The following is a 26,643-nucleotide window of genomic DNA, read 5'->3' on the forward strand; positions in this document are numbered from 1 at the left end:
AGGGAACTAAAAAACACAAATATTTTCAATGCGTTGGCTAGGGATTCGAAAGACGCTCTCTCCGCCAACCCATCGACGTCGCATTTGCCGACGAGCGTAGCCGTGAGAGGCGAGCCCTTCACCTTCTCCTTCCGGAGAACTGGGGTACCTCAGGGACTCGGATAGCTAGCGCCAAACGAAGGTCCGAACCCAAGTCCCTTCGGCGTGCACCTAATTGCAGCAGACTTTGCGGATGTAGGTGTTGCCATTGGTCGCGTAGGAGTCACTAGGAATTGCGCCCCTCGCCTTCATCTCTGCGGCTAGGCTTTTGGCCATCGCATCGTCGTATGTGTCCTTGAGCGCAATTGCGAACCATCCATTGGTGACAAGGTACGCCGAAAGCGGAATTGACGCAGATCGCACATACGATTCCGCCTCTACTAGATTGTCAAAGCTCTTTACCTGGATGTGGAGCTTTCCGAAAGTGCCACTTTCATACTGGTCAACGTGGACCCAAGTGTCATGCATGTAGCCCACGTAGTTTCCCGTCTGGATACGATACCAGCGACCGGCCTTGCCTAGAATAGCAACGGCACTTCCATTCCTAAGCACCGCGACATTCGCCGTCTTTCCATCCGGCAGTGCCTTGACGGGGGCAGAGCCCCTAGGATGCACGATCCGACCGGACTGAGCCTCTGGGACCGCGAGCGATGGATTCGCTGCGGCGGGCGGTGTGGCCGCTAGGGATGGCTGCGACGGCGCTTGCTGAGGCGATGGCGTCGAAGACGGCTCCTGGTTTGCCAATGGCGGCGGGCTTGCCTGAGGCTCCAAAGTAACGACCCTGTATTTCGTCATCTCGCTCTTGGAGAGATATCGAATGTCGTCACTGTCGTATTGCAGCGAAAGCTGTAGCAAGGCGGGATCAACGCCCATCTCGATCATGTATGTGATTATGTCGGCGGTCATCTGCTGAACACCGGAAACTGCGTCCTTGGTGTTCAAGCCAATGTCATCGCTAAACGACGATTTATGTACACCGATGGACCCTGCTTCGGCGATGCGCATGACACCGCCCAAGAAGGCCAGCGAGCATGCCGAAGAGCACTCCACAGCTCTGAACTGGATCGTGGTGAGGCCTAGCCTGCGAATGAGCCGGCCAAGGTCCATTGCCTTCTGGATATTGCCGCCGGGCGACTGGAAGGTGACTGCGACTGAGGCGTTAGATCGCGCCAAAGCCTCGAATGTCGACAAGTCATCCTGATAGGCGAAATCACCTGAAACGACGATATAGCGGATGCCGGCATCAGTCTGTCCCGCCTGGAACTGCAAACCAGCACGAGCCGCAGGAGCTTCGAACAGCACCCACGCGATACACATAAGGACGCGGACGAAAGAGACGCGAGACATGGCCCAAATACAACCCCAAGCGAAGTCTAGCGTCACTCGGCCAAATCGTCGAATCAATTGTTTACGAAATTTATCAGCGCTCGGCTGTTTTGATGGCTACACTGGCAGCCGAATGCCGATAACCTCTCGCGACGATTGCCTCATGGTGTCCTCCGCCTGATTGAGCGCACGTTGAAGCCTGCAACATCTTGACCGCGCATCAATCGAAACACCACGAATTCTACGCCAGTTCCGACGGAGGCTCCCACGCTCCCTCCCTCGGTCGTCCTTCATTGTCCTCCTATCGATGGCGCGAATGGTCGCGTCGCAAGGGATGGAGACGACAATGACGACGATGGATCATGGACGTTACGAAACCGGCCGGAGGAAGTTCGACCTTCTCGGCTTTGCCGGCCGCGCTCTGGGCCTGGCCTATCATGCCATGAAGATGCGCAGCGAGCGCGCCGCGCTGCATGAAATGCCGGACTATATGCTCAAGGATCTCGGCATCAGCCGCTCGGACATCGACCGTTACACCTCCGTGCGCTACGCCCTTCCCCATGGCGAGAGGTTCGATGCCTGAAGGACCCGCTCCCTCGTCTATCTCTGCCTCGATCGCCTGCGTCTGTCGGCGGCACGCCGGGCAGCACCCACTGTGCAAACAGCCGGGATTGGCTCCAACGCGGACTTGATGGTGCCGGATATTCCTTGACGATTGCGCTCATCTGCCCCGTGAGGCGGTGAACTGTATCCATCGCCTCACGGATATGACCCCTTGCCGCTGCGCAAGAACCTGTTCGTCAAAGCATGAATACTCCCCGCAGCCAGGCGAAGAAACCGAACTTCCCGGACACTGCCGCGCGGACGCGCGTCGCCGCCCATCGAGCCGGCATCGTCGCGCCGACATGGCAATGGCAGACGATTTCGTGCAACTGCCAATCGGTCAGTTCGAAGAAGCGCTTGGCTTCACCGTAAGTATCCTCCTTCAGGCCTTGCGCGCGAAAGATCGGATCCTCGAATGCCACGGTGATGGGTGAGCCCGCGGAACGCATTCTGTCGCGGACCTCCGCGCTTATGTATTCGGTGCCGGCAAGCGCCCCAAGGCACCGGTCGGGATTTTGCTCCAGAAGTTGCGCCCAGCGCTCGAGGCGCTGGCCTCGAGTGGCAATCAGATGCGTTGCTTCGGCGTGAACGTCGGCAACGCTTTGCAGTTCGTCAAGTGTTTGGTGTTTCACGGCCGCCTCCTACCAGCAGGTGATTCACCCCAACCCCAGAATGGAATTATGGCACTCCGCGAGGTCGGCAAGACCCGGCATGCGCGATGCAAAAAGGATCATCGGATCAGGCCATGGAACCGTGCAGCCGACGCCTTCGAAACATGGCGATCGAGGGACAGATTTACCCAAACCGCGCTGGCGTCCACGCCCCGCCGCCGGCGTTCGATTCAACGGCCGCCGCGACGAACTTCACGCCACGCGCACCATCGACGACATCGGGCACCTGCGCCGCCCTCGCCGCATCGACGGCGGCACCCGAACGGTGGGCGCGGATGATGTCGGCGGCATCGCGGTAGAAGTTGGCGAAGGCCTCGATGTAGCCTTCCGGGTGGGCGGCCGGCATGCGCGACACACGGCAGCTTTCCTCGGTCGAGCCATGGCCGCCGCGCACCAGCGTGCGCGTCTCTTCGCCATAGCGCGAGAAACGCAGCTCCTCCGGCCGCGTGCCCGACCATTCGAGCCCGGCCTTGTCGCCATAGATGCGCACGGAAAGATCGTTGTAATGGCCGGGCGAAGTCTGGCTGGCGAGGATCGTGCCGCGCGCGCCGCCTGTCCAGCGCACCAGCACATGCGCATTGTCGTCGAGCCGTCGCCCAGGCACGGCGGTGAACAGATCGGCCGAAACCGCCTCGGCCTCGCAGCCCGAAATGAAGCTCGCCAGGTTGAAGGCGTGCACACCAATATCGGCGAGCACCGCGGACTGCCCTGCCCGCGCTGGATCGGTGCGCCATTCGGCCTGCTTCTGGCCCTGCGCGTCGATCGGCTGCGTCAGCCAGTCCTGGATATAGGCGCCATGCACGGAAACGATGCGTCCAAGCTCGCCCGCCGCCACCATCTCGCGCGCCTGCCTGACCATCGCGTAGCCGGTGTTGTTGAGGGTGACGACGAAGCGGCGGTTTTTCGCCCGCGCCAGCGCCACAAGCGCCTTGGCGTCGGCCAGCGTTGTCGACAGCGGCTTGTCGCAGGTGACGTCGATGCCGGCCTCGAGGAAAGCGGTCGCGATCGGCGCATGCAGATGGTTGGGCGTGACGATGACCACGGCCTCGATGCCGTCCGGCCGCGCTGCTTCCGCCTTGGCCATGGCACAATAATCGGCATAGCTCCGCTCCGGCGGGATGCCGATCTCTGCCGCGGACGCTGCTGCATTCCCGGGATCCGAGGACAGCGCGCCGGCAACCAGCGCGATCTGGTCGTCGAGGCGCATGGCGAGGCGATGCACCGCGCCGATGAAGGCATTGCGGCCGCCGCCCACCATCCCGACCCTAAGGCGTTGGCGCGTCGATCCGTCCGATGTTGCATAGACCATGACTTTTCAAACTCCTCCCGGATTTTCGATGGCGTGCACAGCCTGAAATGCCGCTAGCATTTTCGAACATGATTTCCAATTTCCATTTTGTAAAACGATCGTGCCGCGCTAGCGTGAAGCCATGAGCGGAGCGCAAAAATCATCGGAACGGTCCAGCATTGACGAGGCCGCGACCCGTAAGCGCGGACGCTCGCTTGCCGCGCTCGGCTACACCAAGCCGCAAACCTACGAGGAATTGCGCGCCGTGCTGTCCTCCGGCACCGTGCATTTCCCGAAGCGGCTGCGCCAGGTTGCGATCTTCCTGTGGCAGCATCCGAGCGATGTCGCGTTGGGCACCATCGCGCAAGTCGCCGAGCAGGCCGGCGTGCAGCCTTCGACGCTGGTGCGCTTCGCGCAGATCTTCGGCTATGCCGGCTTTTCCGATTTCCAGGGCCTGTTCAAGGATCATATGAAAGGCTCCTGGCCGGAGCGCGCGGGCGCCGAACGTACGGCCGAGCCCAACGCCAATCTGCATTTTCTAAACGGCATGGTCGGGGCGTCGCAGGCCTCGCTCGGCCGCATCGACAATAGCTTCGACATAGAGAGCTTCGACAGGATGGTCGCGCTGCTCGCCGAGGCCGAGCTGATCTATGTCATCGGCAGCAAACGCGCCTTTCCGGTCACCACCTATCTTTCGCTTACACTCTCGCAGCAGGGCGTGCGCAACGTGCTGGTCGACAATGTCGGTTCCACCGCGCTCGATCAGGTCGGTTGCATCGGCAAGCGCGATGCGGTGCTGGCGGTGAGTTTCAGCCCTTACAATTCGATCACGCCGGATCTGGTCGCTGTTGCGCATGAGCGCAAGGCGCGCATCGTCACCATCACCGACAGCACCTTCTCGCCGCTGGTCAAGCTGTCGGACATCTGGCTGGAAGTCGTCGAGTCAGACTTCGCCGGCTTCCGCTCGCTGGCCGCCTCGCTGGCGGTCGGCATGGCATTGGTCCACGGCGTCGTCGCGCGCCGGACAGAATGACCGGAACGATTGACTGAAAGGAATTGTCGTTCCATATTTGAAAAAATAGAAACCTTGTTCCGGGAGGAGGAATGGAGGTTCGGCTCGACGGCAAGGTGGTGCTGGTCACAGGTGCGACGCAGGGCATCGGCCTGGCGATATCAGAAACGCTGGCGCGTTCCGGCGCCGAAGGCCTGCTGATCACCGGCCGTGAGCCTACGCGCGGCAAGGCCGCGGCGGGATTGCTCTGCGAAATGGGCACGCCGACGGAATTCGTCGCCGCCGATCTCGCGGACCCCGAGGCGCCGGCTCAACTGGTCGCGGCATGCCTTTCCCGCTTCGAGCGAATCGACGGGCTGGTCAACGCCGCCGGCCTCACCGACCGCGCCTCTTTCGTCGATGCCGGCCTCGACGACTGGGAAGCGCTGTTTGCCGTCAACGCCCGCGCGCCGTTCTTTCTGATGCAGGCAGCCATCGCCGACATGATCAAGCGCGGACAGGGCGGCGCCATCGTCAACATCCTGTCGATCAACGCGCATTGCGGCTCGCCCGAGCTTGCCGTCTATTCCGCCACCAAGGGCGCGCTGGCGACGCTGACCAGGAATGCGGCCAACGCCCACCGCTTCGACTGCATCCGCGTCAACGGCATCAATGTCGGCTGGACCGACACGCCCGCCGAGCGCATCATGCAGGCGCAGACGCTCGGCCATGGTCCGGGCTGGCTCGATGCCGCCAATGCCGCGCAGCCTTTCGGCCGGCTGCTGACGCCGAACGACATCGCCAACCTCGCCGTCTTCCTGCTTTCCGATGCCGCTGGGCCGATGACCGGCGCGGTGATCGACCAGGAACAGTCGGTGATCGGGGCGAACCGGTGAGCGCCGCTTCCGCATCGCCGGAAATCCTTGGCCCGGACATGCTTAGCCGGCTTCCGACCTCCGTCCAGCGGCCATCCTATAACCGTGCTGCCCTGATGCCGGGCATGGCGCATATCGGCGTCGGCGCCTTCCACCGTTGCCACCAGGCCGAATACACCGACGATCTTTTGTCCCGCCATTTCTTCCGCTGGGGCGTGGTCGGCATCAACATCCGCCCGCCTTTGCTTGCCAAAACGCTCGGCAGCCAGGGCGGCCTCTACACGCGGCTCATCCGAAAGGACGACGAGGTCGAGCCGCGCGTCATCGGCAGCATCATCCGCGTTCTCGACAGCCAGCACAGCGCCGTGCCGGCGTTGGAGGTGCTGGCCTCGGCCGACATCGAAATGGTCACCATGACGGTCACTGAGAAGGGCTATTGCCACATCCCGTCGACCGGCGTGCTCGACCTCGATCACCCTGATATCGTCCACGATCTCGCCAACCCGCATGTACCGCGCAGCGCGCCCGGTATCCTGGCGCGGGCGCTGGAACTGCGCAGGACCTCGCATGGGCGGCCTGTGACGCTGCTCTCCTGCGACAACATCCCGGCCAATGGCGTTAGCCTCGGGAATGTCGTGCGGGCGATGGCCGAGCGGAGTGGCAACGGGCTTGCGGACTGGATCGCCGCCAATGTCGCCTTTCCTTCGGCCATGGTCGACCGCATCGCACCGGCGACCACACAGGCCGACCTTGACACCGTCGATCAGCGCTTCGGCTATCGCGATGCCGCCGTGGTCGTCGGCGAACCGTTCCGGCAATGGGTGATCGAGCAAAAATTCGCCGGTCGCGTGCCGCGCTGGGATCTTGTCGGCGCGAGTTTCGTCGACGACGTCACGCCCTTCGAACATCTCAAGATGCGGGTGCTGAACGGTGCGCAGACGACGCTTGCCCAGATTGGTGTGCTCTGCGGCTTCGAGCACACGTCGGATGCCATCGCCGACCCGCTGCTCTCCACCTTTGTCCGCCGCATGCTGACCGAGGAGACGCTGCCGACGCTCAAGGCAGTGCCGGGCATTTCTGCACCTGCCTATATCAAGCAAAGCCTGGCGCGCCTCACCAACACCGCGATCCGCCATCGCAACCACCAGATCGCCACCGACGGCTCGCAGAAGATCGTGCAGCGTCTGCTCAACCCGATCCGCGACCGGTTGCGGCACGGTGGGAGTATCGCGCTGCTGTCGGTCCCCGTCGCCGGCTGGATGGCCTATCTGATCAAGGCCGCCCCGCGCTTCGGCAAGTGCTGGCAGGTGTCCGACCCGTTTGCCGGTAGGATCTCGGCCGTCGCCGACCGCATCGGCGCCGACACCAAGGGGCTCGCCGACGCCATTCTTGCGATAGACGCGATTTTCGATCCGTCGCTGGCCGCCAACACTATGTTCCGCGCAAATGTCATCGCCGGCCTCGATGGTCTGCTGTCAGACAATCCGCTGGCCTTTGTCAGACATGCCTGCACTGAGCCAATAGATGCACGGTTGAAGCGACCGACACGATCTGCATAGTAACGCTATGTCGTGAGGTTCACGACCAGGGGAAGCATCATGAAGCTTGGACTGCTCACAGCACCATTTCCGGATACTCCACTCGCCGAAGTCACCGACTGGGCAAGCTCGGCCGGCTTCGAGGCGCTGGAGATTGCCTGCTGGCCGAAATCCTCGGGCGACAGTCGCCGCTATGCCGGCACCAGCCATGTCGACGCCGCCGCGACCTCGGCCTCGCAAGCCAAGGAGATCGCCGCCGCGCTCGCCGAGAAAAAACTGTCTATCTCGGCGCTCGGCTACTATCCCAACCCGTTGCACCCCGATGCGGCGCACCGCGAGGCTGTGATCGATCATCTGAAGAAGGTGATCGTGCTGGCCGGGCGGATGGGCGTTTCGCTGGTCAACACCTTCTGCGGCGGTGATGCCTCCAAGCCCGTCGACGTCAATTGGGAAGCGGCGCTCAAGGTCTGGCCCGACATCATCGCCCATGCGCGCGACCACGGTGTCAGGCTCGCCTTCGAGAACTGCCCGATGATCTTCAGCTACGACGAATGGCCGGGCGGCCACAACATCGCCTATTCGCCGCAGGTCTGGCGCCGCATCCTCGAAGCCTTCGGCGGCGATATCGGCATGAACTTCGACCCGTCGCACCTGGTCTGGCAGATGATCGACCAGGGGCGTTTCATCCGGGAGTTCGGCCCCTACATGCTGCATGTCCATGCGAAGGACCTGATGATCGATCATGATGGACTCTATGAGCGCGGAGTCCTCTCGGCCGGCATAGGCTGGCAGGTGCCGCGCATGCCGGGGCTCGGCGATGTCGACTGGAAGGTGATCTTTTCCGGCCTCTACCGCGCCGGCTACGACGGACCCGTCATCATCGAGCACGAGGACCGGCGGTTCGAGGGCAGCGACGACAAGGTCAAGCGGGGCTTCCTGCTTGCGCGCGACGTGCTGCGCCCCTTCGTGAAGTGAGGGACAAACGGCTTTAAGACTGAACCAAAAATCAATGTGGAGGAGTACTGAAATGAAGAAATACCTGACCATGGTCCCGTTGCTCGCCAGCGCGGCCTTCCTGGCCTCGGTGGGCGTATCGTTCGCCGAGGGCAAATACACGATCGGCATCTCCAACACCGTGCAGGGCAATGGCTGGCGCGAGGAGATGATCTGCGCGATGAAGGCGCAGGCGCTGGCATCCGGCGAGGTGACGAAACTCAACATCGCTCACCGCAACACCGACGCCGCCGGCCAGTTGGAAGACATCCGCAACCTGATCAGCGCCAAGGTCAACGCCATCGTCGTCAACCCGGCCGACCCGGCCGGCATCAAGGCTGGCCTGGAGGAGGCCACCAAGGCCGGCATCGTCGTCGTCGCCGTCGACCAGGCGGTCACCGAACCGTCCGCCTACATCATCTCCAACAACCAGGAACAATACGCCTATCTCGGCGCGAAATGGCTGTTCCAGCAGATGGGCGGCAAGGGCGAGGTGGTCTATATGCGCGGTGCCGCCGGCGCTTCCGCCGACAGCGACCGCGACAAGGGCTTCAAGAAGGCGCTTGCCGAATTCCCCGATGTAAAGGTCGCGCAGGAGGTGTTCACCGGCTGGCAGCAGGACCAGGGCAAGCAGCAGATCCTCTCCTTCCTTGCCACGGGCGCACCCTTCAACGGCATCTGGACCTCAGGCATCGACAACGTCATCGTCGACGCACTGGTCGAATCGCAGGCACCGCTGGTGCCGGTGGTCGGCGCCGACAATGCCGGCTTCGTTGGCCAGCTCAGCTCGGTCAAGGGTCTCGTTGGTGCCGCGGTCACCAACCCCGGCTCGATCGGCGGCGCCGGTGTCACGCTGGCCCTGCAGATCCTCAACGGCAAGAAGCCGGCGCAGCAGACCGTGCTGGTCGAGCCGCAGCTGTGGGAGAATGCCACCGAGGAAGGCAAGGCCAAGCTCAAGGCCGCCGCCGATCCGTCGCTCAGCCCGGAATGGCCGGTCTCGATCTCGATCCCGGACTGGACGACCTACACGAAAGAGCAGATCGTCGCCTGCAAGGGTCCGGGCGAGTAGGCGCTGATGCGAATTGCATAGCGAGGATGGCAGGCTGCCGTCCTCGCTATGCCAGGTTTGATAGATTTGCGCTCTACGGCGCCCCCCTCTGTCCTGCCGGACATCTCCCCCACAAGGGGGGAGATTGGATGTCGCGACCGCTTCGCCAATTTTCAGCGTTGCAAGACGAGAGCCGGCGCCGCAACTGCCAATCTCCCCCCTCGTAGGGGAGATGTCCGGCAGGACAGAGGGGGGCGCCGTAGAGTGCCAGCAAGAGAATTTCTGATGCGGACAGCGATTTGACCACCAACCCGCTCCTTGACGCCACCGGCGTCGCCAAGAATTACGGTGCGGTTGCAGCACTTCGCAACGCTTCGCTGTCGGTGCTGCCGGGCGAGGTGCACGCGCTGATGGGCGCCAACGGCGCCGGCAAGTCGACGCTGGTGAACATCCTGACCGGCGCCATCCACGCGGACGCCGGCCGCGTCCTGATCCGCGGCGAGACGCGCGACATACGCTCGCCCGCCGCCGCGCGCCGCGCCGGCCTGCTTCCCGTCTACCAGGAGCCGTCGCTGATCCCCGATCTCGACGTCCTCTCCAACCTTCGTCTCACTGGCACGCCGGTCGAACCGTTCCGCGCCTGGGTGCGCGAGCTCGGCATTCCCGACCTCGACCTGCGCGACACCGCGCGCGACATCCCGCTCGCGGTTTTGCGCGTGCTCGACCTGGCGCGCGCGCTGGCCGTCGAACCCGACGTGCTGCTGCTCGATGAGATGACGGCGGCGCTGCCCGCCAACCTCGCCGAAAAAGTGCTGGAGGTGGTGCGCCGGCAGGGCGACAGCGGCCGCTCGGTGATCTTCATCTCCCACCGCTTCGTCGAGATCTCGGCGCTGTGCGACCGCGCCACCGTGCTGCGCGACGGCGAGACCGTCGGCGTCGTCGACATCGTGCCCGGTGTCGAGGAGAAGATCGTCGAGCTGATGCTCGGCGCCAGGATCGTCAAGACCCAGATGACAGCGCGCCCCGCCGGTCAGGCCGCTTCGACCGCGGCAAGCCGTCCGCGGCTGAGCGTGCGCAATCTGCGCGTCGGCACCAAGCTCAACGACGTCTCCTTCGACCTCGCCAATGGCGAAGTCGTGGGCGTCGTTGCGCTCGAGGGCCAGGGCCAGGACGAACTCTTTGCCGCGCTGGCCGGCTCGATCCGCCCCTCCGGCGGCACGATCGAAGTGGACGGCCAGGGCGTAAAATTTACCCACCCGAGCGACGCCATTCGCGCCGGCATCGCCTATGTGCCGGGCGACCGCACCGAGGCGCTCGCGATGCAGCGCTCGGTGCACGAGAATATTGCGCTGCCCTTCAGCGCGGCACTGCGCAAGTGGGGACCGATCCGGGTGCACAAGGAGCGTACGGTGGTCGCCAGCGCCATTGCCCGCCTGCAGATCGACACCCGCGCGCAAGGCGAGGTGCAGCGCCTCTCCGGCGGCAACCAGCAGAAGGTGACGATCGCCCGCTGGATTGCCGCCAACGCCCGCACCATCCTGTGCTTCGACCCGACGCGCGGCATCGATGTCGGCACCAAGCAGGAGATCTACAAATTGCTGCGCGAGCTCGCCGGCCTGGACAAGTCGGTGCTGTTCTACACCTCCGAACTGGAAGAGGTGCAGCGCGTCTGCGACCGCGTCATCGTCATCTTCGGCGGGCAGGTTGTCGACATCTTCCCGGTCGAGGAGGCCGACGAGCCGGCGCTGATGCGCGCCGCCTACGGCCTGCCGCGCGGCGTCACTGTCGATGTCGGCATCATGGCCGACCCGACGTCGCATCCGTCACAGACCCCGGAGGCGGCCCCTTGACCCGCTTCTTCCGCAACCAGGGCTGGGTCGCCGGCCTGTTCGCCCTCTTCGTGCTGCTGTTCGTGCTCACCAAGCTGATCCAGCCGGGCTATGGCAGCGGCGATTTCGGCTCGCTGGTGCGAGCCGTGCTGCCCTACGCCTTCGCTGTGGCTGCCCAGACCGTTGTCGTCATCGCCGGCGGCATCGACCTTTCGGTCGCCGCCATGATGGCGCTGACCAGCGTCACCGCCGCCTCGATGATGAACGGCGCCAGCGAGGAATATGCGCTGTTCGTGGTGCCCTTCGTGCTGGCCATGGGCCTGGTGCTCGGCGCGCTGAACGGCATCCTGATCGTCGTCACCCGCGTGCCCGACATCGTCGTCACATTGGCGACGCTGTTCGTGCTGCAGGGCGCGGCGCTGCTGGTGCTCGGCGCACCTGGGGGTGCTGCCGCCGATTGGCTGAAGGCCAGTATCGTCGGCACGCTGCCGATCCCTGGCCTGCCCGACAGCATTGACGCCTGGGTGCCGAAGGCGCTGGTGCTGCTGGTCGTCTGCCTCTGCATCATCTGGATACCGCTCAGGCGCTCGAAGCTCGGCCTTTCCATCTACGCCATCGGCTCGAGCGAGCTGGCCGCCTTCCGCAGCGGCGTGCCTGTCGCGCGCACCCGCATCATCGCCTACGCGCTGTCGGGTCTGTTCGCAGCCATGGGCGGGTTGACGCTGACGATGAGCACCGGCATCGGCGCCCCCATCCCCGGCCCCTATCTGCTGGCCAGCGTCGCCGCGGTGGTGCTGGGCGGCGTAGCCCTTGGCGGCGGCAAGGGCGGCCTGCTCGGCCCGATCGTCGCCGTCTTCGTGCTGCGGCTGGTGCGCACCGATCTGACGCTGCTCGCCATCGATCCCAACGTCACCGCCATCATCGAGGGCGCCATCATGGTCGCCGTGGTGATGTTCGGCGCCTTCATCACGATAAGAGGCCGCCCGGCAGGAGCAATGCCATGAGCAGCAGCGCGACAATGCCCCAGCCGGTGTCGCTCGGCCGCCGCGTAAAACGCTTCATGGCCGACCGGCCGCTGGTGCCGCTGATCATCCTGCTCGTCATCCTGGTGGTGATCCTGCAGATCCTGCGGCCCGGCATCGTCAACGAGCGCTGGCTCGCCAACACGGTGAAATTCGCCATCCCGCTGGCGATCCTCGCCGGCTGCCAGACCATGACCATGTTGACCGGCGGCATCGATCTCTCGGTCGGCACGGTGGCGACGATGAGCGCCTTTATCATGGCCACGCAGATCGTCAGCCAGGACCCGGCGGTGGCCTTTCTGCTGGCGATGATGCCGGCGATACTGATCGGCCTGATCAACGGCATCGGCGTCGGCGTCTTCCGTGTCCATCCGCTGATCATGACGCTCGGCACCAGCCTGATCGGCACCGGCTGCCTGCAGGTCTACCAGCGCACGGTGATCGCTTCCGGGGCCAAGATCCCGGATTTCCTGAACTGGCTGGGCACCGGCCTGACCTACGGCTTCCCCAACGCGCTGCTTTTGTTCGTGCCGCTGGCGGTGCTGATCGTCTTCACGCTGCGCCGCACCGGCTTCGGCCGCCTGCTCTACGCCGTCGGCGACAATGAACGCGCGGCGCGCTTGTCGGGCGTCCGCTACTGGCAGGTTATCACCGCGCTCTACGTCATCTCCAGCCTGCTCGCCGGCATCACCGGCCTGCTCTATATCGGCCTGATCAAGGCGCCGTCCCTGTCGCTCGCCGAACCGCTGGTGCTGCCTTCGGTGGCGGCCGCCGTGATCGGCGGCACCTCGATCTTCGGCGGCCGCGGCGGCTACACCGGCACCATCATCGGCGCGCTTATCCTCACCGTGCTGACAACACTGCTGACCATCCTGCAGATGCCCGAGGGGGCAAGGCGGATCTTGTTCGGGCTGATCGTGCTGTTTGTGACGGCGGCTTATTTGCGGATTGTGGAAGAGAGGTAGGGGAAGCGCTGACGCGGCATTCAGCGGGGTTATTCTTCCGGCCTCACGATTTTCAGAACCGGATGTATCCAACACGGGGATATTGCGGGCACGTCCTTGGGCACCGTTCACTGAAGAGAGGGGGCATGACATGCAGGCAATGCCGATAGCACATCACGCGGAGCAAGCTGCCGCTGGCCCTATGTCCTCTATGACCGGTTATCCGGCCGCCGTCCTATGCTGGCTTCTTTCGGCTGGTGTGTATATCGCGGCCAAATGGGTTGCGCCTGAAATGCCGCCCTGGGGCCTCTGCTTCTGGCGGTTGACCCTGGCCTGCGCCATCCTGCTGCCGATCGTGCACCGTCATCACGACGCGATGATAGGGCTTGTACGATCCCGGGCCGTGGAAATCGTCGCCGTCGGAGCGATCGGCCTCACGCTGTGCCAGGGCATGATCTACCACGGCCTCAGTGACACTGACGCAACCACGGCGGGCATCATCATGGCGCTATCCCCTGTCATGACGATGGTGCTCGCGCGTTTTGTGCTTGGCGAGCCGCTCGGGCTTTGGAAGTCGCTTGGCGCGCTGCTCGCTTTGGCCGGGATGATGATCATCGTCGCGCACGGGAACCTGACGGCGCTCCTTCAACTCCGGTTCAATCCCGGCGAGTTGTGGATTGTCGGCAGCGCCTTCTGCTGGGGTCTGTACACCGTGCTTTTGCGCCGTTCCAAATTCGGCCTCGAACTCCTGCCCCTGGTCGTGCTCCTGCTCGGAGCCGGCGCGCTGGTCGCTTTGCCTTTCCACCTGTGGGAACTGTTCAACGACGAACGCTCCGCCATGAACATCAATGGCTTGCTCGCGCTCGCCTATCTAGCAGGCCCGGGCGGCGCCTTGATGTACTACCTCTACAACCGAAGCGTGGAAACGCTTGGCGCGAGCAGGGCCAGCATGCTGCTCTATCTGCAAACGATGTTCGTCGCCATACTCGCCTATCTGTTGCTCGGAGAGAGCTTGCACGATTACGATCTGATTGGCGCTGCCTTTATCGTTGCGGGAATCGTGCTCGCCACTGTGCTCAAACCTAAGGCGAGTCACGCCCGCATCTCTTGAAGCGGTGGCGCAGGGCCGCAGGAATTGTGACGGCGTGGAAGTTGCGCGGCCCGGTCGACGGGTCAATACAGCTATACAGATACGGAAAGCCCCATGCTCCTGAAAAACCAGATCGCGGGCTCGGCAAACATCAAGGCTGTTACGACAATCAGCGAAATCCAACAGAAGGTCATAAGTGACGTCACGGGTATCTGAAGGTGCTGCGTGCCCCTGGGGCGAAAGATCGCGCGACCAGTCCACAAGAACATCCGCCATATATCGAACAAGCCCGGAATGATCTTGTACGCGAGGACTATCGAAAACAAGATGCTGAAAATCAGCCCGAAAATTGTCTCCGGGGCGCCAACAGGCCCTCGCCAAACGACCACGGCGACCATCGTGGCAAGCGTTGTCCCTACAGTCTTGAAGATGAGGGCCTTGGCAAGACTCAGAAGCCGCTGCGTTCGGTTGTTGTGCCACTTTACTGTTTCGGGAAATCTCTGGCACTGCGAAGGCGCCCACGCAATGCTCAGATGCAGGTTGGACCAGCTTGTTTCAGTTTGGCTGCCGAACCTGCGCCAAGGTGTCGTGAGGCACCCGCGTCCGGGTTCAGCCCAGAAGATTGCGCGCCGTGCGCATGAATATTCTGGATCCGATCGGGATCAAATCGTCTGGAAAGTCGTAGTCGGGATTGTGCAGCGCCGGGTAGCGCTCGCCGGCACCGAGGAAGAACATCGCCGACTTGGCCTTGTGGCCAAAGATGCCGAAATCTTCCGAAGCGCGCATCGGCAGGGCTTCCTCCGTGCGCGGCACGCCTTCCTCATCCAGCGCGCGCTGCAGATGGTCCACGGCATCCGGCGCGTTGACGCTGGCAACGAAGATCTCGTGATAGTCGTAGCGGGCCGAAAGGCGATGCTCTCCCGCGATCCTTGCGGCCAGCGCTTGCGCGGCGGCGCACAGGTCCGCCATGCGCTCGTCGCGCTTTGTGCGCAGCGTCGCCCACACTTCTGCATTTCCCGGCGCAATGCCGAACACGGCTTCGCCCATCAGCGCATGGGTGACGGTCACCATGCTGAAGTCGTTGTCGGCAAAGGTTCCGTGCCCGAGCACAGGCAGCGCCGGCATCAACTGGCTGACCGCCAGCACTGGCGAGACGCCCGTTTCGGGCATCGACGAATGCGCGGTCTTGCCTTCCAGCACGATCCGCATGCCGCGTGAAGCACAGTTGACCACGCCGGGCTTAATACGCACCTCGCCGAACGGCACACCGGGCAGATTGTGCAGCGAGAAGGCGAAATCCGGCGCGATCTCGGAAAAGCGCGGATCGGCGACGACGCCGGCCGCGCCATTGCCGGTTTCTTCGGCCGGCTGGAACATCAGCACGACGCGGCCGCGGGCCGGTCTCTCGCGCCCGAACTGGCGGCCAAGTGCGGCGAGGATCGCGGTATGTCCGTCATGGCCGCACATATGCGACTTTCCCGGCACCAGCGATGCATGAGAAACGCCTGAAAGCTCGTAGATCGGCAGCGCATCGAGTTCCGACCGGAACAGGACTGTCGGGCCGGCCTTGCCGCTTTCGTAGACTGCCGCCACACCGTGGCCGCCCAATCCGGTCAGCACTTTGTCTGGCCCTGTGTCGGCAAGGAAGTCGACAACCTCGCTCGCGGTCTTCTCTTCCTCGTTGGAGATTTCCGGATGCTGGTGCAGCCTGCGGCGCCATGCCGTCAGCTCGACAATGTCTCGATTGGTCAAGGTCATTTTTTCCTGCTCCGCTTGGCGCAATTCCAGGAAAAGCGCGTAGCGGTTTTCCGTCCGGAATTGCTTCAAAACAAATAGTTAGAGCGGGTCGGCGATTCTATCAAAGCTGAACCGCTCCAGCGCTGCCGTCTCCATAGTATGCGCAACTTGACAGTGCGCCGGAACACACGATGCCATCAACGGCAATCTCGAACCAGGAGGGCAGCCCCATCCGCCTGTCGGCCATGCCGGCAGGCAAGCGGCAAAAAATCACGGCCCCTTGCAGATCGGCAGCGGCTGCGGCGGCGGTGCCGGATGGTCCTTCCTGTATTGGGCGATGATCGGCTCGAGGGTTTTCCGCGGCCAGAATTTCGGCGTGCCGATGTCCTTCAGGCAGGATGCATTCCAATAGGCGCCTGCTTTCGCGACGGCGGCGATGTCGCGCGATTCTGGGTAGATGTAGAGCGTCGTCGGGTTGTTCTTCACCATCGCGATGATCTGCTGGGCATCCGCCGGCGACCAGCTGGTGCAGCCATTGCTGCGGCCCCCGGCGTAATCCACCAGCTTGCCGAACGGCACGAAGCCGTCATGGTCGGCGTAGGAACTGGTCGGGTTCTTGCGAAGACACATTCCCCTCAGCAGCCGCGCCGCGTGCCCGCCGATCACCCGCTGCCTGGCGTTGGCGGCCTCGCCTTCGCCGTCGAATTGTATGAAGGTGCGCAGCAACACCGCATCCTGTTTCGCGCCGACGCGGTAATAACCTTTGAACGAGGTTTTCGCCTCGCCGGTCATGTAGGCGCCGCCGGCCGTCAATGACGAGTCCAGCGCATTGCCGAAGTTTTTCGCACAGCGTTTTCCGTTCGAGAAATTCACGACGCCCTTCAAATTGCGGCCGCTGCCGTGACCCGACGAAATCGCCCGAAACGACTGCTCGGCTTCGCAGATGACGTAGTACCGGCGCCCCAGCACGCCGTTGCCCATATCGCCAGGGCGCGTCGCATCCATGGCGAAGTAGCAGGGGTTCTTGACGGCGCCCTGGCCCACCTTCTTCAGGTAGAGCGCGCGGGCCCGCTCCAAGACCACTTGTGAGATTTGCCCGTCGCCGGCGCCGACATGGGCCTGCAGCCAGGCGGGAACATCGGATCGCGCGGCGAAAGACCGGGCCGACGCGGTCAAGCCGATGACGGCGACGAGGAGGCCGAGGATACTGACGACACCCAGCGGAATAGATCTCAACCGCACCGGATCAATTCTCCTGCCAAAACCGCTCTGCGAATCATCGCGGTGTTAGCATAAAAGGCCTCACGCCAATCGGCGAAACACTTCTGGTTTAGCGCGCGTCACCGATCACAGCGCCAGGCTTCCCTGCTCCGCCTCCTCGGCATTGGGGTCGCCCGGCGCCGTGGCCCAGGCGAGTTCAACCAGCGTCACCGTGCGCCGGCCAGTGCCGTCGAGCTGGCAGACGATGAGGCCCTGCTCCTCAATATAGGTCAGCAGCCGCCGGGCGCGGCGCAGCGAGTGCGAGCCATAGGCGCGGGCGATCGCGGCGTCGCTGGGACAAGGCCAGCCCTCTTTCGCCGCACGCGCGATCATCATGAACACGCCCTGCATATCCTCTGGCAGCAGCGAGGCGCGGACCGAGACGTCCTGCCAGGCGTCATCCTGCGCCACATCCGAGCCGAGCCCGGCGCGGGCGCGCGTCAGCATGCGGCGGAACGCCGGCAGATCGGGCACGACCGAGGCGAGGCCCTCGATGCGGCAACGGACGACGAACTCCTGATAAAGCACGCCGATCACGCGAAAACCCGCATCAGGCTCCGCCAGCACGGCACGCAGAACCCGGTCCACCCGCTCGCGGCGCTCCGCCAAATCCTCGGCGCTGATCGGCGCCTCCGCCGGTTCGGGACGGATGTCCAGCGCCGCCGACTTCGCCGCCATCAGCTGGTCGAGCAGGTCCGGCGACGCCGCCCGGCGCTGCGGCCGCACAGGCTCGGGCGGCGGGGCCGCCAGGATAATGGCGCGGGCGTCCTCAAGGGCTGCCTCCGGTAGCGGCATCAGGCGCGGCGTGCCATTGCGCGGGCTTGTATCGGTCGGGCCGATACGCAAGCCCAGCGGCCGGCGCGACAGCGCCGGGCCGAGCGCCATGAACTGCCCGCGCTCCAGGTCGCGAAACGCCTCCGCCTGGCGCCGCTCCATGCCGAGAAGATCGGCCGCGCGCGCCATGTCGATATCGAGGAAGGTGCGGCCCATGAGGAAATTAGAAGCCTCGGCCGCGACGTTCTTGGCGAGCTTGGCCAGCCGCTGGGTGGCGATGATGCCGGCAAGCCCGCGCTTGCGGCCGCGGCACATCAAATTGGTCATGGCGCCGAGCGAGAGTTTGCGCGCCTCGTCCGAAACCTCGCCGGCGACGGCCGGCGCAAACAGCTGCGCCTCGTCCACCACAACCAGCATCGGGTACCAGTGGTCGCGGGCGACCTCGAACAGCCCGCCGAGGAAGGCGGCGGCTCGCCGCATCTGGTTCTCGGCGTCGAGCCCTTCGAGATTGAGCACCGTGGAGACGCGATGGATGCGCGCGCGCTCGCCGGCGCTCTGCAGGCCGCGCTCGGTATGCTCCTCGGCATCGATCACCAGATGGCCGAAACGCTCGCCCAGCGAAACGAAATCGCCTTCGGGGTCGATGATGGTCTGCTGCACCCAGGGCGCACTCTGCTCCAGCAACCGGCGCAACAGATGCGACTTGCCGGAGCCCGAATTGCCCTGCACCAGCAGGCGGGTCGCCAGCAGTTCCTCAAGGTCGAGGGCCGCCGGCGCGCCCGCAATCGTGTGTCCCATCTCGATCGCAACGGTCATATCGACTCAAGGCTCTCCTTCGCAGACGGGCTTATCAACCGCATGGCAGCCCGTCGAGCGTGCAGAGCCGGCCGCTCCGTGTTGCGCACAAGATGGGCGGAGAGTGCGCGCCACCGCGACCGCGAGGCGAGGATTTGGATTGCGGCTGAAGAACAATTTCATCTCGAATGACGGTCCTGGATGGGTATCGGCTCGACCTTATCACACGCAGAATTGCACCTGCCTTCCTCGCTTGTTCGGCCAGCCGACAACGTGCCTTGCCAACTGGTCGGACCACCATTTCGCTGGCGGAAATTGCCGTTCGGCGTATCATCCTTTTCGGGAGGGTTCATGGCAGGAGGAGGCCAATGAACGTCGTGCTGAACGTGCCTGTCATCGACATGACAACGCAAGAACTTGTTTCTTCTGCGCTTTCAAAATTCCGCGCCGGCGACACCATTTCGACCAGGGCGGCAATCGAGGCGATCCGCCGGATCAGCCCGGCCTGCGAGGACAGCGACGACGATCTCGTCGAACTCATCGTGATGGCGGCAATTGGTAAGACCATGGGGGTGGTGTTCGATCACCGGACCCACTGAGCAATTCCGGGAAAAGTGCGAAGCGGTTTTCCGTCCGGAATGCGTCAAAGCATATGGCGGGAGCCGCAGTTTCGACTGCATGGGAACGAATAGCCTGTTGCGCCGTTCGATTCGTTGGAATCGAGGAGTGGCATCAATGCGTGATGAACAATTCGACGTTCCCGTGATCGTCGAAAATGAACGAACAGGTCGGTTCCTGACCGTAACCGGCACAGTCCAGGCCGCCTCGTTGCTGGTCGACAAATGGCCGCAGGCAAAGCGCGGCCCGAAATACCGCTCGGCCTTGAAAGCGATGATGGATGCAATGGAACAGCGGCGGGCGGTTGGCACCGCGCGGCGGGCATTCACCGCCGCCGCCAGGGAGGCGCATGTCTTCGTCGGCGAAGGCCGACACTAGCCTGGGTCGGATTGCGCATGGGAACTCCTGGAAATCTTCGCCGTTATGCTCTTGGTTGAAACGAGGGACGCAGTCATGGCCGATGACAAGACCAAGACCGACAACCGCGACCGCTCGCAAGTGGCCCGCGACGAGGACTACGAGGTCCGGCATTTCGCCGAGGAGGCGGGCATCACCCCAGAGCAGGCTCGCACGCTGATCAAACGGCATGGAACCGACCGCAAGGTGCTGCACGAATTAGCCGAGAGCATCAAGGGGTCGTAGGGCTGATCGGCGGCGACGCTGCAGAGCAATTCCAGGAAAAGTGTGAAACGGTTTTCCGTCCGGAATTGCGTCAAAACAAAGAGTCTAGCTGCCCAATGGATGCGGCATATAGCCGACAAAGCCCGCTATCTTCCAGCGGCCGCTGACTTTCGTGCAGAAATAGAGGGTCTGCCATTTCAGCCGGTCGACGCTGCCGTCGGCCTTGGCGACCGTGCCGTTGAACTTCTTGTGCAGCACCGCGCGGTCGCCATCGACATCGATGTCGCGCATGTTGGTGACCCGAAACAGCGCCTCGCGCAGCGGCTCGGCGAACTTCGTCGCCGCGGTCTCCCTGGCTTGGCGCATCCACTCGTCGCGATAGGCGGCAAGCGTCGGGAACTGCAGCCGCCAGGCGTCGGCATCGCTGAGGAAATGCGCATGCATGCCGAAGAAGCTTTCGGCAACAAAGTCGTCCTCGACCATCGACCAGTCCTGGCCAAGGAAAGCGTCGATGTCGCGCCGCACCAGCATCTCCCACAGCGCGTGGCGATCGGCGTCGCCGGCCGGAAACGGGTTCTTGTCGAGAGTCATTTTTCTTCTCCTGGCTGGGAAACGCGTCTGCACGCACCGACCTGTTTCGCCAAGGCGATCGCAATCGGCAGCGGCGGCGCAAGATGCTGGGCCGCCTGCAGCAAAGCAACATGGGATTTCGAAAATGTTGCTTTCCAATCGGGCCTCTATGAGGATCGCGCCGATAGGCGTAGAGGGTCCGCAACGGCGCGACCACGAACAATCGTGCCATGTCTGAACAGGAGTTTTTTCTTGCCCAAGCAGTGTTTTGGAACATCCCATGTGCCACTCTCGCCAGCCGTGCGGGCCGGCGATTTCGTCTATGTCTCGGGCCAGGTGCCGGTCGGCAGCGACGGCGTGGTGGTCACAGGCGGTATCACCGAGCAGACCGAGCAGGTGCTTTCGAGCATCCGGTCGGCACTGGCGCTGGCCGGCTGCACCATGGACGACGTCGTCAAGACCACGGTCTGGCTTGAGGATGCGCGCGATTTCGGCGCTTTCAACACCGTCTATGCCCGGCATTTTCCAAAGGATCCGCCGGCCCGCACCACGGTCGAATCGCGGCTGATGATCGACATCAAGATCGAGGTCGAAGCCGTCGCCTACCGGCCGCTCTGACCAGACAGTGCAACGCGAAGGAGGCTGGCCGATGCAATTCGATCTCCTGATAAAAGGCGGCCGCCTCATCGATCCGGCCTCCGGCCTCGATGCGCCACGCGATCTTGCGATCGCCGATGGCAGGATCGCGGCGATCGATGCGGCCATCGATGCCGAACACGCCACTCGAATCATCGATGCCAGGGATTGCATCGTCACCCCCGGCCTCATCGACCTGCATAGCCATGTCTACTGGGGCGGCACCTCGCTCGGCGTCGACGCCGACCGCCTCGCCGCCAAGAGCGGCACCACCACCTTCGTCGACGCCGGCAGCGCCGGCGCCGGCAATTTTTTGGGCTTTCGCCGCCACGTCATCGAGCGCTCGAAAGTCCGCATCCTCGCCTACGTCAACATCTCCTTCGCCGGCATATTCGGCTTTTCTCAGACGGTTTCCGTCGGCGAATGCAGCGACCTCAGGCTCTGCGAGCCGCGCGAGGTCGTGGCGGCGGTGGGCGAGCACGCCGACGTGGTGGTCGGCGTCAAGGTACGCTCCGGACGCCACGCCGGCGGCACCAGCGGTATCGCCCCGGTCGATCTCGCACTCGAGGCCGCCGACAAATCGGGCATGCCGCTGATGGCGCATATCGACGAGCCGCCGCCCGGCCGCTCGGAAGTGCTGCCGCGCCTGCGCAAGGGCGACATCCTGACCCACTGCTTCCGGCCGTTCCCCAATGCGCCGGTCTTCGCGTCGGGCGCTGTGCGGCCCGACATGCGGCTGGCGCGCGAGCGCGGCGTCATCTTCGACATCGGCCACGGCATGGGCTCGTTCGACTTCGAAGTAGCGAAAGCGATGCTCAGGGAGGGGTTGGCGCCCGATGTGATCAGCAGCGACGTGCATCTCTACTGCGTCGACGGTCCCGCCTTCGACATCCTGGTCTGCATGTCGAAATTGCTGGCGCTCGGCATGCCGCTGGTCGAGGTGCTGCGCGCCGCCACAGAGCGGCCGGCCGAAGCGATCGCCAGGCCCGATCTCGGCGCGCTGAAAGTCGGCGGCATAGGCGACGTCGCGGTGCTGCGGCTCGTTTCGGGCCGCTTCACCTTCGTCGACGCCGTCGGCGCCTCGCTGGTCGCCGAGCAGCGGCTGGTCTCGGATGGCATCGTTATCGGCGGCACATGGTGGCCGAACGAGGCGGCCGGCGATGTCAGTGAGACCGAGCGTTTCGAGGCACATAGCCACCACACCCATGTCGAGGTTGCTGCCAGGCATTTCGGCCACAGCCACGAGTAACGCTCGGAGTCAGGCGCGTCAGGTGCCGAAGTTACTCGGCGCCCCATAAACCGGCGTTGCAATCCCTTCCATCCGCGCCTTGATCTGCAGCGCCACATATTTCGAATAGAACCGCGACAGCGCCAGATTGCCGCCGTGGAACCACAGTGCTTCCTGCGCGGTAGGCTTCCACATGTTGCGCAATTCGCCTTGCCACGGTCCGGGATCGCCTTTCACGCCGGAACCTAGGCCCCAGCACGGGCCGACCTTGTCGGCAACCTCGCGCGAGACGATGGCGGCAACTGTCTCGTTCATCGACTGGTAGCCGGTGCAGGAGATGATCGCGTCGCATGCAAGCTCGCTGCCGTCGTCGAACAGGATGCCGCTCGGCGTCAGCGACTTGATCCCGACACCGCTGCGCACGCCGATCTCGCCATTGATGATCAGCTCGCAGGCGCCGACATCGATGTAGAAGCCCGAGCCGGTGCGATAGGCCTTCATCAGCAGCCCGGTTTCGTCCTCGCCGAAATCGATGGCGAAGCCCGTGGCTCGCAAGCGGTCGTAGAATGCGGCATCACGCGCCCTGATGACGTCGTAGAGCGCCCGCTGGCCCTTCGGCACCAGCGCGAACGGCGTCGAGGCGACGATCATGTCGGCCTTGTCGGTGGTAATGCCGCGTGTCAGCGCCTTCTCGGAAAAGATCTCGAAGCCGACCTCCATCAGCGTATCGGATTTAACCACAGTCGTCGGTGAGCGCTGGACCATGGTCACCTCGGCGCCGCTCTCCCAGAGGTCGACGCTGACATCATGCCCGGAACTTGCCGCGCCGATGACCGCGACCTGCTTGCCGCGGAATTTCTCGCCGCTGGAATATTGGCTGGAATGCAGCAGTTCGCCTCGGAAGGTCTCTGCGCCCGGCAGCGCGATCTGCCGGGGCGGACCATAGGCGCCGGTGGCGAAGACGATATGCTTCGGCTTCAACGTGATGCGCTGGCCGACACGATCGACCACGACCGTCCAGACCTTCTCGGTTTCGTCATAGCTGGCGCTGACGCATTTGGTGGCAACCCAGTAATTGAGCTCCATGATCCGCGTATACATCTCCAGCCAGTCGCCCATCTTGTCCTTGGGCGTGAACACCGGCCAGTTTTCCGGAAACGGGATGTAGGGCAGATGGTCGTACCAGACCGGGTCGTGCAGCACGAGCGAGCGGTAGCGGTTGCGCCAGGAATCGCCGGGGCGTGCGTTCCTCTCGATGATGAGTGAGGGCACGCCGAGCTGCCTCAGCCGCGCGCCCAGCATGATGCCGCCCTGGCCGCCGCCGATAACCAGGCAATAGGGCTGCTCGCGCACGCCGAGGTCGCGCGCCTCGCGCGCCCGCGCCTCTGCCCAGGTCTCGCGATCGGGATCGGCCTTGTGGCGGATGCCGAGCGGACGCGCCGGACCCTTCTGCTCCTCGAAGCCCTTCAATTCGCTCATCGCCGTGAACAGCGTCCGGCAGCGGCCGTCTTGCAGGCGCACAATGCCCTCGCCTCGCGCCACGGTCGTCTCGAAGCTGAACCAGGCCTCGACAACGCCCTCGTCCGCGCTCGCCTCGCCGGACAGATGCCAGTGAGACGGCTTCGCGGTCGCCAGCGTCGCCTCCAGCATCTCGCGGATCGCCGCCTGGCCCTCCATGGTCTTGATGTTCCAGGTGAAGGTCAAAAGATCGCGCCAGTAGCAATCTTCGGCGAAAAGGTTGGTCGCGGCGTCGACATCGCCCGCTTCGAGTGCCCGGCCAAAGGAGCCGAGCCAGGTGGCAGCCTGTTGCGATGGTGCGATGTCGAGCATCTGTCTTCCTTCGTCAATTCCCGATGCGCCGACAGGATGCTCGGTCGCCGCGTCGTCGCAAGGTAGGATAATTGGAGCCGACCTGTCACGCTGCAGCTCTGATCACGTTCATGGCCGACTGACAGGATGACAATCCCATTCGGGCCGCGAAACGGCGCGTGGCGATTTTCGACACCAGCCCTGAAATCAGGGCACCAAAACCTTTATAAGATTCCTATTTCTTTCCTCCCGGCCCCGTCTCGAACCTTTATGGCTGTCGGGTCCATATTCCAACGCAAGCAGAACGCTCCGGACGCCGTGATCCTCTAGGGCACGGCGGGCTGTTTTCGTGGAATTTCCGGATCGCCAGCCTCTGGCGCCAAGTACAAACAAAAGCAAGGAACAACACAATGGACGTCGTCGTCATCGGGATCGAGGTTTTGTTTTTCGCCCTTTCCCTCGCCTACATCAAAGCCTGCGACAATCTTTAAGCGGAAGGAAGTCAACATGCTTCTCGACTATATCCTCGGCGGCGGCGTGACCTTGTTCCTGCTCGTCTACCTGACATACGCCCTCGTTCGCCCAGAACGCTTCTGATCGCTCCTGGTGCAAGGCACGGAAAGCTACTCTCATGACCCTCATCGGATGGATACAGATCCTTCTCTACTGCGTGATCGTCGTTTTGCTGGTGAAGCCGCTCGGCGGCTACATGTACCGCGTCTTCAACGGCGATCGCACATTCCTGTCTCCCATACTCGGCCCGGTTGAACGCGGCCTCTACCGTATCTCGGGAACCAGCGAACGCGAGGAGCAGCACTGGACCGCCTATGCTGCCGGCATCATCTTCTTCAGCCTTGCCAGCTTCCTGGTGCTTTACTTTCTGCAGCGCCTGCAAGGCGCCCTGCCCTACAATCCGGCTGGGATGACCGCGGTTGAGCAGAACCTCGCCTTCAACACCGCCGTCAGCTTCGTCACCAACACCAACTGGCAGAATTACGGCGGCGAAAGCACGATGTCCTACCTCGTGCAGATGGCCGGCCTCACCGTGCAGAATTTCGTGTCGGCAGCGGTCGGCATTGCCATTGCGGTGGCGCTGATCCGCGGCTTCGCCCGGCATTCGGTCAAATCGATCGGCAATTTCTGGGTCGATATGACCCGCTGCACCCTCTACATCCTTTTGCCGCTCTGCATCGTGCTCACACTTGTCTACGTCTGGCTGGGCATGCCGCAGACCCTCGGGCCTTATGTCGACGCCACCACGCTTGAAGGCGCCAAGCAGACCATAGCACTCGGCCCGGTCGCCTCGCAGATCGCCATCAAGATGCTCGGCACCAATGGCGGCGGCTTCTTCAACGCCAACGCCGCGCATCCGTTCGAGAACCCCGACGCGATCTCCAACCTGATCCAGATGGTGACGATCTTTGCCCTGGGTGCGGCGCTCACCAACGTCTTCGGCCGCATGGTCGGCAACCAGCGTCAGGGCTGGGCGATCCTGGCCTCGATGGGCGTTCTGTTCGTCGCCGGCGTCGCCGTCTGCTACTGGGCGGAAGCCGCCGGCAATCCGCTTGTCCATGCGCTGGGCATCGACGGCGGCAACATGGAGGGCAAGGAGACCCGCTTCGGCATCGCTCTCTCGGCCCTGTTCGCCGTCATCACCACGGCCGCGTCCTGCGGCGCCGTCAACGCCATGCATGACAGCTTCACCGCCATCGGCGGCCTGATCCCGATGATCAACATGCAGCTTGGCGAGGTCATCGTCGGCGGCGTCGGCGCCGGCCTCTACGGCATCGTGATGTTCATCATCGTCGCCGTCTTCGTCGCCGGCCTGATGGTCGGCCGCACGCCCGAATATCTCGGCAAGAAGATCGAGGCCAAGGAGGTCAAGATGGCAATGCTCGCCATCCTCGCCCTGCCTCTGGTCATGCTGGTCTTCACGGCCATCGCGGTCGTGCTGCCAAGCGCCGTGGCCTCGATGGCCAATGGCGGTCCGCACGGCTTCTCCGAAGTTCTCTATGCCTACACTTCAGCGGCCGCGAACAACGGCTCGGCCTTTGGTGGTCTTACGGGCAACACGCCCTGGTATAACCTGACGCTTGGCATCACTATGTGGGTGGGTCGCTTCTTCGTCATCATTCCAGCGCTTGCCATCGCCGGCTCGCTGGCGACGAAGAAGACGGTCCCGGCTTCCGCCGGAACGTTCCCGACAGATGGTCCCCTGTTCGTGGGCCTGCTGGTCGGCGTCATCCTGATCGTCGTCGGCCTGACCTTCTTCCCGGCGCTGGCGATCGGACCGATCGTCGAGCATCTGGCGATGATCCATGGGCAGACATTCTGATAC

At 63.6% G+C, this 26,643-nt stretch carries 26 protein-coding genes; 17 read left to right on the top strand and 9 right to left on the bottom strand.

Annotation, left to right across the window (positions count from 1 at the left end):
• Positions 1-210: 210 nt before the first annotated feature.
• Positions 211-1,341, bottom strand: a complete 1,131-nt coding sequence (locus DH08_RS32640) for a hypothetical protein (protein ID WP_345892483.1) — start codon at positions 1,339-1,341, stop codon at positions 211-213.
• Between the two features lie 472 nt (positions 1,342-1,813).
• On the opposite strand from DH08_RS32640, the gene DH08_RS37555 reads away from it, so the two are divergent.
• Positions 1,814-1,948, top strand: a complete 135-nt coding sequence (locus DH08_RS37555) for a YjiS-like domain-containing protein (protein ID WP_428339707.1) — start codon at positions 1,814-1,816, stop codon at positions 1,946-1,948.
• A gap of 217 nt (positions 1,949-2,165) precedes the next feature.
• Here the strand turns inward: DH08_RS37555 and DH08_RS32650 are convergent, their stop codons facing one another.
• Together DH08_RS32650 and DH08_RS32655 are read right to left on the bottom strand one after the other, a co-directional pair.
• Positions 2,166-2,600 (bottom strand): hypothetical protein, encoded by a 435-nt coding sequence (locus DH08_RS32650; RefSeq protein ID WP_192183339.1) that lies wholly within the window; start codon positions 2,598-2,600, stop codon positions 2,166-2,168.
• Positions 2,601-2,763: 163 nt separating this feature from the next.
• Complete coding sequence (locus DH08_RS32655; protein WP_192183340.1) at positions 2,764-3,948, bottom strand: Gfo/Idh/MocA family protein; 1,185 nt, start codon at positions 3,946-3,948, stop codon at positions 2,764-2,766.
• Positions 3,949-4,069: 121 nt separating this feature from the next.
• On the opposite strand from DH08_RS32655, the gene DH08_RS32660 reads away from it, so the two are divergent.
• The 9 genes from DH08_RS32660 to DH08_RS32700 all read left to right on the top strand — a co-directional run bounded on the left by DH08_RS32660 (position 4,070) and on the right by DH08_RS32700 (position 14,278).
• Positions 4,070-4,960, top strand: a complete 891-nt coding sequence (locus DH08_RS32660; protein ID WP_192183341.1) for a MurR/RpiR family transcriptional regulator — start codon at positions 4,070-4,072, stop codon at positions 4,958-4,960.
• A gap of 71 nt (positions 4,961-5,031) precedes the next feature.
• Positions 5,032-5,814 (top strand): SDR family oxidoreductase, encoded by a 783-nt coding sequence (locus tag DH08_RS32665; protein ID WP_192183342.1) that lies wholly within the window; start codon positions 5,032-5,034, stop codon positions 5,812-5,814.
• A complete protein-coding gene (locus DH08_RS32670; protein ID WP_345892484.1) occupies positions 5,811-7,352 on the top strand; it encodes a mannitol dehydrogenase family protein in 1,542 nt (513 codons plus the stop codon). The genes DH08_RS32665 and DH08_RS32670 overlap by 4 nt, the downstream gene beginning before the upstream one ends.
• A 39-nt stretch (positions 7,353-7,391) precedes the next feature.
• Positions 7,392-8,306, top strand: a complete 915-nt coding sequence (locus tag DH08_RS32675; RefSeq protein ID WP_192183343.1) for a sugar phosphate isomerase/epimerase family protein — start codon at positions 7,392-7,394, stop codon at positions 8,304-8,306.
• A 52-nt stretch (positions 8,307-8,358) separates the two neighbouring features.
• The gene (locus tag DH08_RS32680; RefSeq protein ID WP_192183344.1) at positions 8,359-9,393 is read left to right on the top strand and encodes an ABC transporter substrate-binding protein; all 1,035 of its coding nucleotides are present in this window, start codon (positions 8,359-8,361) and stop codon (positions 9,391-9,393) included.
• A gap of 278 nt (positions 9,394-9,671) precedes the next feature.
• On the top strand, positions 9,672-11,222 hold the full coding sequence (locus DH08_RS32685) for a sugar ABC transporter ATP-binding protein (protein WP_192183345.1): 1,551 nt from the start codon (positions 9,672-9,674) through the stop codon (positions 11,220-11,222).
• Complete coding sequence (locus DH08_RS32690) at positions 11,219-12,205, top strand: ABC transporter permease (RefSeq protein ID WP_192183346.1); 987 nt, start codon at positions 11,219-11,221, stop codon at positions 12,203-12,205. Before DH08_RS32685 ends, DH08_RS32690 begins: the two co-directional genes overlap by 4 nt.
• On the top strand, positions 12,202-13,188 hold the full coding sequence (locus tag DH08_RS32695) for an ABC transporter permease (RefSeq protein WP_192183347.1): 987 nt from the start codon (positions 12,202-12,204) through the stop codon (positions 13,186-13,188). Before DH08_RS32690 ends, DH08_RS32695 begins: the two co-directional genes overlap by 4 nt.
• 130 nt (positions 13,189-13,318) lie before the next feature.
• Entirely contained in the window at positions 13,319-14,278 is a 960-nt protein-coding gene (locus DH08_RS32700; RefSeq protein WP_192183348.1) for a DMT family transporter, read from the top strand.
• Between the two features lie 588 nt (positions 14,279-14,866).
• Here DH08_RS32700 and DH08_RS32705 read toward each other — a convergent pair.
• The 3 genes from DH08_RS32705 to DH08_RS32715 form a co-directional block, all read right to left on the bottom strand.
• On the bottom strand, positions 14,867-16,015 hold the full coding sequence (locus tag DH08_RS32705; RefSeq protein WP_192183349.1) for an amidohydrolase: 1,149 nt from the start codon (positions 16,013-16,015) through the stop codon (positions 14,867-14,869).
• 249 nt (positions 16,016-16,264) lie between these two features.
• A complete protein-coding gene (locus DH08_RS32710) occupies positions 16,265-17,236 on the bottom strand; it encodes a hypothetical protein (protein ID WP_192183350.1) in 972 nt (323 codons plus the stop codon).
• Positions 17,237-17,341: 105 nt separating this feature from the next.
• The gene (locus DH08_RS32715) at positions 17,342-18,844 is read right to left on the bottom strand and encodes a helicase HerA domain-containing protein (RefSeq protein WP_192183351.1); all 1,503 of its coding nucleotides are present in this window, start codon (positions 18,842-18,844) and stop codon (positions 17,342-17,344) included.
• 347 nt (positions 18,845-19,191) lie between these two features.
• Here DH08_RS32715 and DH08_RS32720 point away from each other — a divergent pair, with 347 nt between their 5' ends.
• The 3 genes from DH08_RS32720 to DH08_RS32730 all read left to right on the top strand — a co-directional run bounded on the left by DH08_RS32720 (position 19,192) and on the right by DH08_RS32730 (position 20,083).
• The gene (locus tag DH08_RS32720) at positions 19,192-19,422 is read left to right on the top strand and encodes a hypothetical protein (protein ID WP_192183352.1); all 231 of its coding nucleotides are present in this window, start codon (positions 19,192-19,194) and stop codon (positions 19,420-19,422) included.
• 136 nt (positions 19,423-19,558) lie between these two features.
• Positions 19,559-19,819 (top strand): DUF982 domain-containing protein, encoded by a 261-nt coding sequence (locus tag DH08_RS32725; RefSeq protein ID WP_192183353.1) that lies wholly within the window; start codon positions 19,559-19,561, stop codon positions 19,817-19,819.
• Between the two features lie 75 nt (positions 19,820-19,894).
• On the top strand, positions 19,895-20,083 hold the full coding sequence (locus DH08_RS32730; RefSeq protein ID WP_192183354.1) for a DUF3606 domain-containing protein: 189 nt from the start codon (positions 19,895-19,897) through the stop codon (positions 20,081-20,083).
• An 84-nt stretch (positions 20,084-20,167) separates the two neighbouring features.
• Here the strand turns inward: DH08_RS32730 and DH08_RS32735 are convergent, their stop codons facing one another.
• The gene (locus DH08_RS32735; RefSeq protein WP_192183355.1) at positions 20,168-20,653 is read right to left on the bottom strand and encodes a hypothetical protein; all 486 of its coding nucleotides are present in this window, start codon (positions 20,651-20,653) and stop codon (positions 20,168-20,170) included.
• A gap of 231 nt (positions 20,654-20,884) precedes the next feature.
• Here DH08_RS32735 and DH08_RS32740 point away from each other — a divergent pair, with 231 nt between their 5' ends.
• Together DH08_RS32740 and DH08_RS32745 are read left to right on the top strand one after the other, a co-directional pair.
• Positions 20,885-21,250, top strand: a complete 366-nt coding sequence (locus DH08_RS32740; protein WP_192183356.1) for a RidA family protein — start codon at positions 20,885-20,887, stop codon at positions 21,248-21,250.
• 31 nt (positions 21,251-21,281) lie between these two features.
• Positions 21,282-22,517: an amidohydrolase/deacetylase family metallohydrolase gene (locus tag DH08_RS32745; RefSeq protein ID WP_192183357.1), complete on the top strand. Its 1,236-nt coding sequence runs from the start codon at positions 21,282-21,284 to the stop codon at positions 22,515-22,517.
• An 18-nt stretch (positions 22,518-22,535) separates the two neighbouring features.
• On the opposite strand, the gene DH08_RS32750 is transcribed toward DH08_RS32745, so the two are convergent.
• Both DH08_RS32750 and DH08_RS35920 read right to left on the bottom strand, forming a co-directional pair.
• A complete protein-coding gene (locus DH08_RS32750) occupies positions 22,536-24,326 on the bottom strand; it encodes an NAD(P)/FAD-dependent oxidoreductase (protein ID WP_192183358.1) in 1,791 nt (596 codons plus the stop codon).
• Between the two features lie 305 nt (positions 24,327-24,631).
• A complete protein-coding gene (locus DH08_RS35920; RefSeq protein ID WP_210328989.1) occupies positions 24,632-24,814 on the bottom strand; it encodes a hypothetical protein in 183 nt (60 codons plus the stop codon).
• Here DH08_RS35920 and DH08_RS32755 point away from each other — a divergent pair.
• Together DH08_RS32755 and kdpA are read left to right on the top strand one after the other, a co-directional pair.
• Complete coding sequence (locus DH08_RS32755; protein WP_064992041.1) at positions 24,813-24,902, top strand: K(+)-transporting ATPase subunit F; 90 nt, start codon at positions 24,813-24,815, stop codon at positions 24,900-24,902. The two genes, DH08_RS35920 and DH08_RS32755, sit on opposite strands and share 2 nt — an antisense overlap.
• A gap of 34 nt (positions 24,903-24,936) precedes the next feature.
• Positions 24,937-26,640: a potassium-transporting ATPase subunit KdpA gene (gene kdpA, locus DH08_RS32760; RefSeq protein WP_192183359.1), complete on the top strand. Its 1,704-nt coding sequence runs from the start codon at positions 24,937-24,939 to the stop codon at positions 26,638-26,640.
• The last annotated feature ends 3 nt before the right edge of the window (positions 26,641-26,643 follow it).

This window comes from Mesorhizobium amorphae (assembly GCF_014843845.1).
Lineage (GTDB): Bacteria > Pseudomonadota > Alphaproteobacteria > Rhizobiales > Rhizobiaceae > Mesorhizobium > Mesorhizobium amorphae_A.

Excerpts from the sequence above, each read along its gene's own strand:
- DH08_RS32750 (WP_192183358.1), bottom strand. The coding sequence starts at position 24,326 with ATGCTCGACATCGCACCATCGCAACAGGCTGCCACCTGGCTCGGCTCC.
- DH08_RS32735 (WP_192183355.1), bottom strand. The coding sequence starts at position 20,653 with ATGACTCTCGACAAGAACCCGTTTCCGGCCGGCGACGCCGATCGCCAC.
- DH08_RS32700 (WP_192183348.1), top strand. The coding sequence starts at position 13,319 with ATGCAGGCAATGCCGATAGCACATCACGCGGAGCAAGCTGCCGCTGGC.
- DH08_RS32665 (WP_192183342.1), top strand. The coding sequence starts at position 5,032 with ATGGAGGTTCGGCTCGACGGCAAGGTGGTGCTGGTCACAGGTGCGACG.
- DH08_RS32720 (WP_192183352.1), top strand. The coding sequence starts at position 19,192 with ATGAACGTCGTGCTGAACGTGCCTGTCATCGACATGACAACGCAAGAA.
- DH08_RS32655 (WP_192183340.1), bottom strand. The coding sequence starts at position 3,948 with ATGGTCTATGCAACATCGGACGGATCGACGCGCCAACGCCTTAGGGTC.
- DH08_RS32695 (WP_192183347.1), top strand. The coding sequence starts at position 12,202 with ATGAGCAGCAGCGCGACAATGCCCCAGCCGGTGTCGCTCGGCCGCCGC.
- DH08_RS32705 (WP_192183349.1), bottom strand. The coding sequence starts at position 16,015 with ATGACCTTGACCAATCGAGACATTGTCGAGCTGACGGCATGGCGCCGC.
- DH08_RS32675 (WP_192183343.1), top strand. The coding sequence starts at position 7,392 with ATGAAGCTTGGACTGCTCACAGCACCATTTCCGGATACTCCACTCGCC.
- DH08_RS32755 (WP_064992041.1), top strand. The coding sequence starts at position 24,813 with ATGCTTCTCGACTATATCCTCGGCGGCGGCGTGACCTTGTTCCTGCTC.
- DH08_RS32745 (WP_192183357.1), top strand. The coding sequence starts at position 21,282 with ATGCAATTCGATCTCCTGATAAAAGGCGGCCGCCTCATCGATCCGGCC.
- DH08_RS35920 (WP_210328989.1), bottom strand. The coding sequence starts at position 24,814 with ATGTTGACTTCCTTCCGCTTAAAGATTGTCGCAGGCTTTGATGTAGGC.
- DH08_RS32715 (WP_192183351.1), bottom strand. The coding sequence starts at position 18,844 with ATGACCGTTGCGATCGAGATGGGACACACGATTGCGGGCGCGCCGGCG.
- DH08_RS32660 (WP_192183341.1), top strand. The coding sequence starts at position 4,070 with ATGAGCGGAGCGCAAAAATCATCGGAACGGTCCAGCATTGACGAGGCC.
- kdpA (WP_192183359.1), top strand. The coding sequence starts at position 24,937 with ATGACCCTCATCGGATGGATACAGATCCTTCTCTACTGCGTGATCGTC.
- DH08_RS37555 (WP_428339707.1), top strand. The coding sequence starts at position 1,814 with ATGCGCAGCGAGCGCGCCGCGCTGCATGAAATGCCGGACTATATGCTC.
- DH08_RS32680 (WP_192183344.1), top strand. The coding sequence starts at position 8,359 with ATGAAGAAATACCTGACCATGGTCCCGTTGCTCGCCAGCGCGGCCTTC.
- DH08_RS32725 (WP_192183353.1), top strand. The coding sequence starts at position 19,559 with ATGCGTGATGAACAATTCGACGTTCCCGTGATCGTCGAAAATGAACGA.
- DH08_RS32730 (WP_192183354.1), top strand. The coding sequence starts at position 19,895 with ATGGCCGATGACAAGACCAAGACCGACAACCGCGACCGCTCGCAAGTG.